The 13,296-nt window shown below is 74.8% G+C and carries 9 protein-coding genes; 6 read left to right on the forward strand and 3 right to left on the reverse strand.

Going from position 1 to position 13,296, the window contains the following annotated elements:
• Positions 1-155 precede the first annotated feature (155 nt).
• The 3 genes from ACF1A1_RS35435 to ACF1A1_RS35445 all read left to right on the forward strand — a co-directional run bounded on the left by ACF1A1_RS35435 (position 156) and on the right by ACF1A1_RS35445 (position 5,166).
• Positions 156-809, forward strand: coding sequence for a beta-glucanase (locus tag ACF1A1_RS35435; RefSeq protein ID WP_392005675.1), 654 nt, complete (start codon positions 156-158; stop codon positions 807-809).
• A 146-nt stretch (positions 810-955) separates the two neighbouring features.
• On the forward strand, positions 956-1,150 hold the full coding sequence (locus ACF1A1_RS35440) for a hypothetical protein (RefSeq protein WP_392005677.1): 195 nt from the start codon (positions 956-958) through the stop codon (positions 1,148-1,150).
• Positions 1,151-1,791: 641 nt separating this feature from the next.
• On the forward strand, positions 1,792-5,166 hold the full coding sequence (locus ACF1A1_RS35445; RefSeq protein ID WP_392005756.1) for a pyruvate carboxylase: 3,375 nt from the start codon (positions 1,792-1,794) through the stop codon (positions 5,164-5,166).
• Positions 5,167-5,462: 296 nt separating this feature from the next.
• On the opposite strand, the gene ACF1A1_RS35450 is transcribed toward ACF1A1_RS35445, so the two are convergent.
• A complete protein-coding gene (locus tag ACF1A1_RS35450; protein ID WP_392005679.1) occupies positions 5,463-6,119 on the reverse strand; it encodes a response regulator in 657 nt (218 codons plus the stop codon).
• A complete protein-coding gene (locus ACF1A1_RS35455) occupies positions 6,119-8,473 on the reverse strand; it encodes a histidine kinase (protein ID WP_392005681.1) in 2,355 nt (784 codons plus the stop codon). The genes ACF1A1_RS35450 and ACF1A1_RS35455 overlap by 1 nt, the downstream gene beginning before the upstream one ends.
• A 137-nt stretch (positions 8,474-8,610) precedes the next feature.
• Here ACF1A1_RS35455 and ACF1A1_RS35460 point away from each other — a divergent pair, with 137 nt between their 5' ends.
• From ACF1A1_RS35460 to ACF1A1_RS35470, 3 genes are all read left to right on the forward strand, one after another.
• Positions 8,611-9,936, forward strand: a complete 1,326-nt coding sequence (locus ACF1A1_RS35460; RefSeq protein ID WP_392005683.1) for a CPBP family intramembrane glutamic endopeptidase — start codon at positions 8,611-8,613, stop codon at positions 9,934-9,936.
• 44 nt (positions 9,937-9,980) lie between these two features.
• Positions 9,981-11,129, forward strand: a complete 1,149-nt coding sequence (locus ACF1A1_RS35465; protein ID WP_392005685.1) for a M23 family metallopeptidase — start codon at positions 9,981-9,983, stop codon at positions 11,127-11,129.
• A 310-nt stretch (positions 11,130-11,439) separates the two neighbouring features.
• Positions 11,440-12,162: an FAD binding domain-containing protein gene (locus tag ACF1A1_RS35470; RefSeq protein WP_392005687.1), complete on the forward strand. Its 723-nt coding sequence runs from the start codon at positions 11,440-11,442 to the stop codon at positions 12,160-12,162.
• A 77-nt stretch (positions 12,163-12,239) separates the two neighbouring features.
• On the opposite strand, the gene ACF1A1_RS35475 is transcribed toward ACF1A1_RS35470, so the two are convergent.
• Positions 12,240-13,289, reverse strand: coding sequence for a DUF6745 domain-containing protein (locus tag ACF1A1_RS35475; protein WP_392005689.1), 1,050 nt, complete (start codon positions 13,287-13,289; stop codon positions 12,240-12,242).
• Between the last annotated feature and the right edge of the window lie 7 nt (positions 13,290-13,296).

Here is a 13,296-nt window from a genome sequence, read left to right on the forward strand (position 1 = left end):
GTCCGTGCGCGTGCGTCCCGCGCGGTGGGGTGGCCGCGGCCTCCGGCGCGCCCCGTCGTCGCATGACGGCGGTGGGGAGGGGGATGCCTGGCACGAGGCCCCTCGCACGACGCACGACGCACAACGCACGACGCACGAGGACGAGGAGGACGTCAGTGACGGACGTCTGCTTCAGGGCCGACTTCGCTTCACCCCGGCAGTGGATCGCGGGCCGTTCCTGGGCCTATCCCGACGGCGGGCCGGTGAACCCCGGCGACAACAAACTCGACCACCTGGTGTCCGATCCCGCGTACTCCCGCAACGGCACCTTCCGCGCCACGCGCCGCGCCGACGGCCTGTGGGACACCGGCCTGCTGACCACCGAGGGCAGCGAGGAGGGCTTCATGGTCCGCGCGGGGGACCGCCTCGACGCCCGGGTCCGGCTGCCGGCCGAGACGGGGGCCTGGCCGGCGATCTGGACCTGGCGGGACGGCGACCAGGAGATCGACGTCTTCGAGTACCACCCCGACAACCCGGATCTGCTGGAGCTCTCCAGCCACGTACGGGCCGCCCACCGCTACCACCGCGACGAAGCCGTCCGCCCCGGCGGCCGGGTCGACCTGAGCGTGGAGTTCGGCGCGGACGACGTCGTGTGGGCCCTGAACGGCAGCCCCGTCTTCGCCGACCACCGCGGCGTGGGGCGACACTGGCACGCCTTCCTCGTCGTCAACCTGTCGGTGTGCGCCGGCCGCTACCACCCGGCACCCGATCCGGACGTGACGGAGATGTCCTTCGAAGTGTCCGCCCTCACCGTGAGCCGGGGAACGTGAGGCCGAACCACCCTGCCACGACCGGCATGTCCCGGCCACGCGGGCTGGGCCGTTCGGGCGCGGGGTCCACCGAACGGCCCAGCCCGACGGGACGCCGGGCGGCGTACGCGGTCTGCTGGAGGCATGCCCGGCAGAAGGGAAGAGCCGTGTACGAGATGAAGGTGGGCCTGGCGTCGGGCGGCGGTGAGCTGGTGTGGCACGTGGTGTCCCGGCAGCACGACAGCAGCCTGTGCGGAACCGCTCTCCTGGCCGCCGCGACGTCGGCCACGCACAACACCGACCGCCACTGCGCCCCTTGCATGGTCCGGCTCCAGCAACTGATGGACGCCGCACAGGACTGACGACAGCCGCGACAACGACCCCTCACCCCGCGAGCCTCATCCGTCGGCCGGCATCACCCTGGTCATCCGGCCGTTGGTGCCGGCCTTCGGCCTGCTCCGGACAGCCGCTCTCGTCGTAGTCGCCGCCGAGGGGTGGGCACGGCCGTCCCGGCAGATGCCGACCACGGCGCTCGGCTGCCGGACGGGTACATGACGGGTGTCCGCGTCGTCCGGCCGTCCCGGCACGGGTGCCGACCACGGCGTTCGGCTGCCGGACGAGCAGATCGCGGATGTCCGCGTCGTCCACCTTTCCCGGCTCCCGCTCAGCCTCGCGGCCCGGTCTCACGCTTCCCCTGGCCCCGCCGGCCCCGCCCCAGGGCGGCGGGCATCCGCTCGGACGCCGCCGGGCCCGGAACCGTGCCGCCGGCTCGAAGCGCCCGTCGACGACCCGTCTGCCGCTGTCCGCCGCCGTCCTCCGCACCGGAGCTCGGTCGCCCGGGCCGGCGGCAAGGACGCACGACCGCGCGGAGGCGGTCGGCCTCCGCGGGATGTGACAGGTCCCGGGCCGGGTACCAGGGGACCGAGTGGCCCGACTCACATGGCACTCCCGGGACGGCACCGACACGATGGTCCCGTCACCGGGCAGGCTGAAGGGATCCATGATGTTCCGCAAGGTGCTGGTCGCCAACCGTGGTGAGATCGCGATCCGGGCGTTCCGCGCCGGTTACGAGCTGGGAGCGCGCACCGTCGCCGTCTTCCCCCACGAGGACCGCAACTCACTGCACCGGCTGAAGGCCGACGAAGCCTATGAGATCGGCGAGCCGGGGCATCCGGTGCGGGCGTATCTCTCCGTCGAGGAGATCGTGGCGGCCGCCCGCCGGGCGGGCGCGGACGCCGTGTACCCGGGCTACGGGTTCCTGTCCGAGAACCCCGAACTGGCCCGCGCCTGCGAGGAGGCGGGCATCACCTTCGTCGGACCCGACGCCCGCACCCTCGAACTGACCGGCAACAAGGCCCGCGCGGTCGCCGCCGCCCGCGAGGCGGGCGTACCGGTGCTGGGCTCCTCGGATCCGTCCACCGACGTGGACACCCTGGTCCGGGCCGCCGACGACATCGGCTTCCCCGTGTTCGTCAAGGCGGTCGCGGGCGGCGGCGGTCGCGGTATGCGGCGCGTGGAGCACCCCCCGCAGCTGCGGGAGGCGATCGAGGCGGCGTCCCGTGAGGCGGCGTCCGCGTTCGGCGATCCCACCGTCTTCCTCGAGAAGGCCGTCGTCGAGCCCCGCCACATCGAGGTGCAGATCCTCGCCGACGGCGACGGCAACGTCATCCACCTTTTCGAACGCGACTGTTCGGTCCAGCGCCGCCACCAGAAGGTCATCGAGCTGGCGCCCGCCCCCAACCTGGACCCGCAGCTGCGCGACCGCATCTGCGCCGACGCGGTCCGCTTCGCCCGCCGGATCGGCTACCGCAACGCCGGCACCGTGGAGTTCCTCCTCGACCGTGACGGCAACCACGTCTTCATCGAGATGAACCCGCGCATCCAGGTCGAGCACACGGTGACCGAGGAGGTCACCGACGTCGACCTGGTCCAGGCCCAGCTGCGCATCGCCTCCGGCGAGACGCTGGCCGACCTGGGGCTGTCGCAGGAGACGGTCACCCTGCGCGGCGCGGCCCTCCAGTGCCGTATCACCACCGAGGACCCCGCCAACGGCTTCCGCCCCGACACCGGCCGCATCAGCGCCTACCGCTCACCGGGCGGCTCCGGCATCCGCCTCGACGGCGGCACCACCCACGCGGGTACGGAGATCAGCGCGCACTTCGACTCGATGCTGGTCAAGCTCACCTGCCGGGGCCGGGACTTCCAGACCGCGATCGGCCGCGCCCGGCGTGCCGTGGCCGAGTTCCGCATCCGGGGCGTGGCCACCAACATCCCGTTCCTCCAGGCCGTCCTGGACGACCCCGACTTCCAGGCCGGACGCGTCACCACGTCGTTCATCGAGCAGCGGCCGCACCTGCTGACCGCCCGTCACTCCGCCGACCGCGGCACCAAGCTGCTCACCTACCTCGCCGACGTCACCGTGAACAAGCCGCACGGCGAGCGGCCACAGCTCATCGACCCGAGCAGCAAGCTGCCCCCGCTGCCCGACACCGAGCCGCCCGCCGGCTCACGGCAGCGGCTGGTCGACCTCGGCCCCGAGGGCTTCGCCCGCTGGCTGCGCGAATCCCCGACCATCGGCGTCACCGACACCACCTTCCGCGACGCCCACCAGTCGCTGCTCGCCACCCGCGTGCGCACCAAGGACCTCCTCGCCGCCGCCCCGGTCGTGGCCCGCACCCTGCCCGAACTGCTCTCCCTGGAGTGCTGGGGCGGCGCCACCTACGACGTCGCCCTGCGCTTCCTCGCCGAGGACCCGTGGGAGCGGCTGGCCGCCCTGCGCGAGGCCGTCCCCAACATCTGCCTCCAGATGCTGCTGCGCGGCCGCAACACCGTCGGCTACACCCCGTACCCGACCGAGGTGACCGACGCCTTCGTGCAGGAGGCCGCCGCCACCGGCATCGACATCTTCCGCATCTTCGACGCGCTCAACGACGTCGGCCAGATGCGGCCCGCCATCGACGCCGTACGGCAGACCGGGACGGCGATCGCCGAGGTCGCCCTCTGTTACACCTCGGACCTGTCCGACCCGAACGAGCGCCTGTACACCCTGGACTACTACCTGCGGCTGGCCGAGCAGATCGTGGCGGCCGGCGCCCACGTCCTGGCCGTCAAGGACATGGCGGGCCTGCTGCGCGCCCCGGCCGCCGCCACCCTCGTCTCCGCGCTGCGCCGCGAGTTCGACCTGCCGGTGCACCTGCACACCCACGACACCGCGGGCGGCCAGCTCGCCACCTACCTCGCCGCCATTCAGGCCGGCGCGGACGCCGTCGACGGCGCGGTGGCCTCCATGGCCGGGACGACCTCGCAGCCGTCGCTGTCGGCGATCGTCGCCGCCACCGACCACTCCGCCCGCCCCACCGGCCTCGACCTCCAGGCCGTCGGCGACCTCGAGCCCTACTGGGAGGGCGTGCGCCGCATCTACGCCCCCTTCGAGGCGGGTCTCGCCTCACCCACCGGCCGCGTCTACCACCACGAGATCCCCGGCGGACAGCTGTCCAACCTACGCACCCAGGCCGTCGCGCTCGGTCTCGGCGACCGCTTCGAGGACATCGAGGCGATGTACGCCGCCGCCGACCGCATCCTCGGCCGCCTGGTCAAGGTCACCCCGTCCTCCAAGGTGGTCGGCGACCTCGCCCTGCACCTGGTCGGCGCCGGGGTGAGCCCCGAGGACTTCGAGGCGACGCCGGACCGGTACGACATCCCCGACTCCGTCATCGGCTTCCTGCGCGGCGAACTCGGCACCCCGCCCGGCGGCTGGCCCGAGCCGTTCCGCAGCAAGGCCCTGAAGGGCCGCGCCGAGCCCAAGCCCGTGACGGAGCTGACCGCCGAGGACCGCACCGGCCTGGAGAAGACCCGCCGCGCCACCCTCAACCGGCTGCTGTTCCCCGGCCCCACCCGCGAGTTCGAGACCCACCGCCAGGCCTTCGGCGACACCAGCGTCCTGGACAGCAAGGACTTCTTCTACGGCCTGCGCCCGGGCAAGGAGTACGCCGTCGACCTCGAGCCCGGCGTGCGGCTGCTGATCGAGCTCCAGGCCGTCGGCGAGGCCGACGAACGCGGCATGCGCACCGTGATGTCCTCCCTGAACGGCCAGCTGCGGCCCATCCAGGTCCGCGACAAGGCGGCGGCCTCCGACATCCCGGTGACCGAGAAGGCCGACCGGTCCAACCCGGGGCACGTGGCCGCGCCGTTCGCGGGCGTGGTGACGCTGGCGGTCGCCGAGGGCGACGAGGTCGAGGCCGGCGCCACGGTCGCCACCATCGAGGCGATGAAGATGGAGGCCACCATCACCGCCCCGCGGGCCGGCCGGGTGAGCCGGCTGGCCATCAACCGGATCCAGCAGGTGGAGGGCGGTGACCTGCTCGTCGAGGTCGGCTAGTCGGCTTCTGCCCGCGGGCGGCCGCGTACCGCCCCCGCGCGTCGTCCTTCTCCGGTCCGTTGTGGTTCACCCGCACGCCGAACGGCTCGGGGCCCCACACGGACGGCTCGTCCTCGCCTCGGACCGGTAGTGGTGACGCGGGTCCAGCTCCTCGAGCCCGGTGCGGGGCGGGCCGCCGAGCAGGACCTCGGCACCGGTGCCGGAGCGGGTGCCGGGGCCGAGGTGGTCGGACGGTGGCCGACGCCCCGTGCGTCGGCCCGGTGGCCGCCCTTTTCGGCCAGGGCCCGCCGACGGCCCTACGCGCCCGGCGTGCCGCGCGGCCTGACCAGCCCGGACTCGTACGCCAGGATCGTGGCCTGCACCCGGTCCCGCAGTCCCAGCTTGGACAGCAGGGCGTTCACATGCGTCTTCACCGTTCCCGTGGTCACCCCGAGCGCGGCCGCGATCTCGGCGTTCGTCAGACCCGACGCGATGTGCAGCAGCACCTCCCCCTCGCGCGGCGTGAGGGAGGACAGCGCGCCCGTGACGGACGGCGGCCGCGGGGCGCCCTGCGCGAAGGTGTCGATGAGACGCCGGGTGACGGTCGGGGCCAGGATGCCCTCCCCGGCGGCCACGACCCGGATCGCCGACAGGAGGTCCTCGGGCTGCGCGTCCTTCAGCAGGAACCCGGACGCCCCGGCGCGCAACGCCTCGTACACGTACGCGTCGAGGTCGAAGGTGGTGAGGACGAGCACCCGCGGCCGGCTCTCGAGCGCGGTGACGAGACGGGTCGCGGTGAGGCCGTCCATGCCGGGCATGCGGATGTCCATCAGCACGAGATCGGGCGCCTCGGTGGCGGCGAGCGACACCGCCGACGCCCCGTCACCGGCCTCGCCGACGACGGTCAGGTCGGGTTCGGCGTCCACGATGGCGGCGAATCCGGCACGGACCACCGCCTGGTCGTCGACGACCATCACGCGTACGGCGACGGGGACACCTCCTGGACGGGCGCCGGACTCGGCCCGGCCGGCAGCGACACCCTCACGATACCGGCCTGTTCGAACGCGATACGGCCCGGTCCGGAGCCGGCCTGCACCCGCAGCCGTTCGGCGACCGGCCCCGTCACGGCCAGCGGCACACCCGTCACCGTGATCCGCAGGCCGTCCCGGCGTCGCTTCAGGGTGACCCGGGCGGGTCCCCGGTCGCCCGCGCCGAGGGCCGCCTCGACGATCCGGTACGCCGACAGCGCCACCGACGCGGGCAGGTTCCGCGCGGCCTCCGGCAGGCCCCGCAGGGTCACGTCCCTTCCGGCCGCGCGCAGCTCACGGCAGAGCACGTCGAGGTCCGCGACCGTGGGCGCCGGCGCGAGCCGCTGCCCGGGGTCGTCCGACTCGCCCAGGCCGTGCAGGAGTTCACGCATCGCGGCGAGGGCCGACCGGGCCTCGGCGGCCACCTCGTCCAGCCGTCCCCGCCGGGCCTGCTCGACCAGGGCGGCCGTGCGGTCCAGCACGGCGTCGCGCAACTTCGCCGCCAGCCGCAGCCGTTCGGCGTCCGCGGCCCGCTCCGCGTGCCACAGCGAACTCGCCAGCGCGAAGTCCTCGTGGACCAGGACGCGCAGCCGTCGGCGCCGTACCGCCAGCCCGGCACCCCACACGGCGGCGAACCCGACGGCCAGCAACACGCACAGCGGCACGAACATCAGCGCGACGGCGACCCACACGGAGCCCTCGCCCGCCACCTCCCCGTCCGTGGCCGCCGTCGCGAGGAGCACCCCGGCGAGCGACACCGCCGCCGCGCCCACCGCGGGCCAGGTACGGGCCGCGCCCCGGCCGTAGACCGCCAGCGCGTACACCGCCAGCAGCTCCGCGAGCATGCCGCCCGCGAAGAACTGGGACACCCGCGACGGCACGGACGCCAGGGCGACGGTCAGGGGCCACAGCCACGCCGTGCCCAGCACACCGAGGAACACGGCCCACGGGGCACGCCGGCGCCACAGCAGCGGCACCGCGTGGACGGTCAGCAGCGCGGCCACGACGAGCAGGCCCGGCACCGCGCCCCGCAGCCGCGCACCCGTCCACTCCTCCGCGGTCACCAGCGCAACCGCCAGGGGCAGGGCCACCGCGGCGAACACCAGCGCGGGGTCGGTCAGCCGCTGCTCCCGCAGCACGTCACGCCGGTCCGCCGCCTCGGCCGGCTGCCACGGCCCGGTGCCGTCCGGCAGCGTCGCCCGCACCCGCCAGCCCCCGCCCGGCCCGGGACCGGCCGTCAGCTCACCGCCGGCCGCGGCCGCCCGTTCCCTCATCCCGGCGATGCCGCGTCCCGACCCCAGCCCGCCCACGGCGTGCGGCACCGGACCGCGCGGGGCGGCGTTGTCCACGGTCAGCTCCAGTACGCCGTCCCCGCGCCGCACGCTCACCCGCGCGGCGGCACCCGGGGCGTGCCGCAGGGCGTTGGTCAGGGCCTCGCGGACGATCCCGTGGACCGCCTCCGCCGCCGGACCGGCCAGGTCGTCGGGGAGTTCGGCGGCGATCGGACGCCCCAACCGGCCGAATCCCGCGATCAGTTCCTCGATGCGCGCGGTCATCGGACGCGGGTCGGGACGGTCGGCGTCCCGCATGAGCCCGACGAGCCGTCGCAGCGACGTCAGCGTCTCCGTGCCGGTGCGCTCCGCGAACGCCAGCGCCTCGGCGGCCATCGCGGGCCTGCTGCCGCCCAGCCGACGCGCGGCGTCGGCCGTGATGACGACCGACGTCAGATGGTGGGCGCTCACATCGTGCAACTCGCGGGCCAGCCGCCGCCGTTCGGTGTCGCCCGCCCGCCGCCGGGTCTCCTCCGCCCCGGCCAGCCGGCGCGCCGCCCGCAACCGGCCCTTGAGCCACTGGCGCCGGCCCTCGCCGAGCCCCGCGCAGACGACGTACACGAGCGCGCCCACCGCCCACTCCGAGGCGAGCGCGGGCCGCCACCCCATGTGGGCGAAGGACAGAAGCCACTCCGCGGCCACGACCGCGGCGACCGCGCGCAGCGTCACCGGCAGCGGGCGGCGGACCGCGACGGAGTACAGCGCGATGAGCGCGCCCAGCCCCAAGTGGCCTTCCTGCCAGGCCACCTGGCCCACCACGAGGGCGCCCAGCGCCCACGCCAGCGCCCGTACCGGTGCCTGTCGCCGACGGCCCAGCGCCACCGTCTCCACCACCAGCGCGCCCACCACGGCGACCAGGCGGGCCGTCCCGGGCACCTCCTCGCCGGCCAGGGCGGTCCCGGGCCACAGCCAGGCGGCCTGTCCGGCCGCGAGCAGGGCGGGGAGCAGCCAGTTCCGTGTCGTCTCCATGTCGCCACGAGCGTAGGACGCGGCGGAGGCGCACGGCACCCGTCCCCGGGACGAGGCCGGTCTCTACCCTGCGATGGAGACGCCGTTCGTGCCCGGGGCCGACGCCGGGAGCCGGGCCGCCGGGGAGGCTTGCTGCCATGACCCACCCACTGCCGGCCATGACCCCTGCCCCCGCCCCCGTAAGCGATCCGCACCGCCCCGAGCCGCTGGCGTACCACCGCCTGGCCCGCGTCTCGGCGCGCCACCGATGGTGGCGCCCCGTCCTCGGCACCCTCTTCGTGGCCGTCGCGTACGTGCTCGTCGTGGGCCTGCTCGACGTCCTCCTGTACGCCCTGGGATCCGCGAGGGGCTACCCCGAGGCCCCCGAAGGCACCGTGGAGTTCGGCCCCGTCTCGGGCACCGCCGTCGACCTGCTGATGCTCGCCGTGGCCATCCCCGTGGTCCTGCTCGCGGTGCGCTGGATCGGCCGCCGCCCGGCCGGCACGGTCTCGTCCGTGACCGGCGGCCTGAGATGGCGGCTCCTGGGCTGGTACGTGCTGGTGGCCCTCCCCGTCCTCGCCCTGACCACCGGGGTGATGTTCCTGCTGCCCGGGGACGACGGCCCGCCGTCGCGGTGGGCGGGCTGGGAGACCTTCGCGCCCGCGCTGGCCGTGCTGGTCGTCCTCGTGCCGCTCCAGTCGGCCGCGGAGGAGTACGTCTTCCGCGGCTGGCTCACCCAGGCCGTGGGCGGCTTCCTCCGCTCGCCCTGGTGGGCGATCGTCCCGCAGGCGGTCCTGTTCGCCGCCGCCCACGGCTGGGGCACCCCGTGGGGCTTCGCCGACCTGGTCGTGTTCGGTGGGGTGGCGGGCTGGCTGACCGTGCGCACCGGGGGACTGGAGGCGGCCATCGGGCTGCACGCCGTGAACAACCTGTTCGCCTTCGGCCTCTCGGCCGCCGTCGTCGACGGCCTCCGGAGCGACGACACCGCCGCCGACGCCCCCTGGCAGTACGTGGTCCTCGACGTGGCGGGCATCGCCCTCTACGCGGCGGCCGTCCTGTGGCTCGCCCGCCGCCGCCCGCCGACCCGGACCACCCGGGCAACGCCACCGGTCCCGCCGCCCACGCCCTTCCCGGGCACACCCGGCGGGCCGCCGGCCACCTACGGCCCCGTCCCCGGCTTCCCGGTGCCGTACGGCGGTCGGCCTTACGGCGGTCGGCCTTACGGGGGTCGGCCTTACTGGGGTCGGCCTTACTGGGGTCGGCCTTACTGGGGTCGGCCTTACGGGGGTCCGGTCGCGCCCGGCGGTGAACTGTCCGGTATTCCGGTCGCGCCCGGCGGGCAGCCCTACGGTGTTCCGGTCGCGCCCGGCGGTCATGTCTCGGGTGTTCCGGTGCCGTCCAGCCGCGCGGACGCGCCGGATCTGCCCCTGAGGGCAGCGCCCTCTGCCCCTGCGTCCGATGACGCCCACCGCGCCCCGCGCTAGCGTCCGTTCGTGAGCAACAGCATCTCCCCGCGGCGGCCGGTGGCGTGAGCGACGACGGCGCCCTCGAGACCCGACCGCACGAGACGCGCACCGCCGAGGAACCGCCGGACGCGGCCCGGTCGACGCCCGTCCCGCCCCGGCCGGAGCCGGCCGCGCGACGCACCCCTCGGCGCGGCCCCGGAGCCTTCACCCTGCTGGTGCTGCCCGGTCTGCTGACGCTCTCCGCGGTGGCCGGCTTCCTCGCCCTGACGGGCGGCCTCCCTGCCGACTGGACCCCGGGTGCGGACACCGAGCAGCAGGCGACGAGCGGCGTGAACGAGACCTACCTGCCGTGGCTGCGCAAGGCCGTCGCGACCTGCACGGTCGTCACCCCGTCCGTCCTCGCCGCCCAGATCGACCAGCTGTCCGGCTGGCGCGACGACACCGGCACCGCCTCCGGCGAACAGGGCATCGCCGGTTTCACGGACGCCGAGTGGCGGACCTGGGGCAAGGACGACGACGGCAGTGGGACCGCCTCGCCGCGCGATCCGGCCGACGCCATCATGGCGCTCGGCCGACAGGACTGCTCCCTCGCCGGGAAGGTCACGGACCTGCGCACCGAGGGCACCGTCACCGGCGACCTCGTCGACCTGACCCTCGCGGCGTACGCGGTCGGCACGGACGCGGTGGCCGAGGCCGGACGCGTGCCCGCCGGGGCCCGGACCTACCTCGCGGAGGTGAGGCAACTGCTGCCGCGTTACGAGGCGTTCGACCGCGAGGCCCCGAGCGGCGGCGGCCCCGCGGACGCGATCCTGGCCGCCCCCGTGACCACCCTCACCGTCACCTCCCCGTACGGCTCACGCGAACATCCCCTCACCGGCGTGACCAAACTCCACACCGGCGTCGACTTCGCCGCACCCCAGGGAGCCCCGGTCCTCGCCGCGCGCCAGGGCCGGGTCGTCTTCGCGGCCCCGACGAAGGCGTACGGCAACCGCGTCGTGATCGACCACGGCACCATCGACGGCAAACGGCTGGAGACGACGTACAGCCACCTCTCCGCCCTGGACGTCGCCGTCGGACAGAGCGTGCAGGGCGGGACCCTCGTCGGCCGGGCCGGCTCGACCGGTCTGTCCACCGGCCCGCACCTGCACTTCGAGGTCGTCTACGACGGCTACTACACCGACCCGCAGCCCTGGCTCGCCCTCGGCGGCTGAGACGGCCCGGACAACCGAGACCGCCCAGAGAACCGACACGACTCAGAGAACCGACACGGCTCAGAGAACCGACACGACTCGAGAACTGAGACAGCGCAGAGCGTAGAGCGCAGGGCGCAGGACTGGGGTCAGGGGCCCGGGCAAGGTGCCGCCCACGACGGAATTCGGACACCGGGGGCGCACGGGCGGCGGCCTCGTGCGCTCTGTACGCGCCCCCGCGGGCATGGGCAGAATGCCGGACTGCCAGTGATCACATGGCGGGGGAGTCGTCTCCTTTCCGCCAACTTCCAGGGAAGGCAGGTCGGTTGCCGTGTTGTTGCGTCTTCCCACCTCCATATCCGAAGCGCAGGAGTGCCTCGCTGAGGGGGCCGTACCGGTCGGGGGCGCCAGCCTGGTGTGGGCGACCTGGCAACGGGATGGCTTTCCCGAACTGGCCGTGTCCCTGCGGGAGGTGCCCGAGGCCAACGTGATCGGGGGCGGGACGCTCGGCGCGGCCGTGGTGCTCCACCGGATCGACGACACGGTGCCGGAGGTGCTGCGGCGGGCTGCCGCCACGGTGGGCACGGGAGCCGTGCGCCGGACGGCCACGGTCGGCGGCAACATCGTCGGCAGCACCCTGCGCTGCCTGCTGCCCGCCGCGCTCGTCCTCGACGCCCGGGCCACGGTGCTGGAGCCCGACCGCGTCCACGTGACCGATCTCGCCGAAGTCGTCGCCAAGCGCCCCCTCATGCTCGGCATCCACTGGCAGAAGCCCCTGATCAGCGGCTACCGCAAGATGCCCGCCGAAGCGGGCGGTCCGCCGCCCTTCGTGGTCGCCGTCGCCGTGCACGCGGACGACGACGGACGCAGGCTGCTGCGCGTGGCCGTCCGTGACGGCTACGAGGTGCTCAGCGAGAGCGCCCCGTGCGACGCGGGACGCGGACGGACCCTCGACGCCCTGGAGCGGACGGACATCGCCGCGCTCCCCGCGCAGGCCCGCGAAGCCGTCCGCCATCAGGTCACCGACGTGCTGAACCGCCTCTCCGACGGCTGACGGCCCGACCTCCCCGAGGGCGGCCCCACCGGGCCGAGGGCAGTGCCGGCCCTCCAAGGCCACCCGCCCGCCCTCGTCTACGTCTCCCGCAGCGGCGCGTACACCTCCGGGTGCAGTCCGAACGTCCACGCGACGCCCTGCCGGGCCGTCCGGGTCGACGGCGGGACCCGCAGCCAGTACGTGCGCCGGCTCCCGTCCGGCTCCGGCGTGGAGTTGAGGACCTCCACCATCACGACCGGCTCGTCACCGTCGAGGTCGATCCGCCACAGCGTGCCCGTCTCGTCCCGGTGGAGGGGACGGGCCCCGGAGTCGGCGAGATAGCGCTCGTAGCCGTAGTGCTCCAGCATCACGCGGCGCAACTCGGCGTTCTCCTCGGAGCGGATCCGCTCCGGTGTCAGCGCGCGCAGCTCCGTGAGGAAGGCGGCCGGAACCGGCATGCCCCGCCAGGCGTGCAGGGCGAAGCCGTCCGGGTAGGCGAGCGCCGGGCCGTCCCCGCGGTCCAGCCGGCCCGCCTCGTCGCGGTGCAGGGCGACGGGGCGTTCGCTCACGACCGCCACCCCGGCGAACGGCCACCACCAGCCGGCGCTGCGGCACACCTCGGCCAGTCCGGCGAGCGGACCGTCGTCCGTGGGGAACGCGGCGAGCCACGGGGCGTCGTGCTGGCCCAGCACGGCGTCCAGCAGGAGCAGCCGGATCTCCGCCTCGTTGCCGCGGCCGTCGGCCGACCCCTCCAGCACGCCCCGGCGGATCCGCTCGACGAGCGCCTCCGTGGACTCCCACAGCCGGCCGCCGGTCGCCGCCCAGTGCGCCGACCAGCCCGCGGCGCCCAACTCCTCGTGCAGCCGCCGCCGTTCGAGCGCCCAGGGCGCGGTCCGTACCGCCTCGCGCACGCTGGGACCCCTGTCCCGCAGACCCCGTATCAGCGCGACCGCCGCGCGCGGCGAGCCGGAGCACACCACCCGCTCCGGCTCCTTGAGACCGGCCTGCCGGTAGGCCCGGCGGACACCGGCCTCGGCGCGCGCCCGGTCGGCGGGAACGGCCGCCGCGGCGCACGCGCGCCAGAAACCCGCACCGTTGCCGACCGCGCCCCCCGCGCCCGCCCCCACCAGCTCGTCCGTCCCGGTCATCCGCCCC

Source organism: Streptomyces sp. NPDC014995 (assembly GCF_043080745.1).
Taxonomy (GTDB): Bacteria; Actinomycetota; Actinomycetes; order Streptomycetales; family Streptomycetaceae; genus Streptomyces.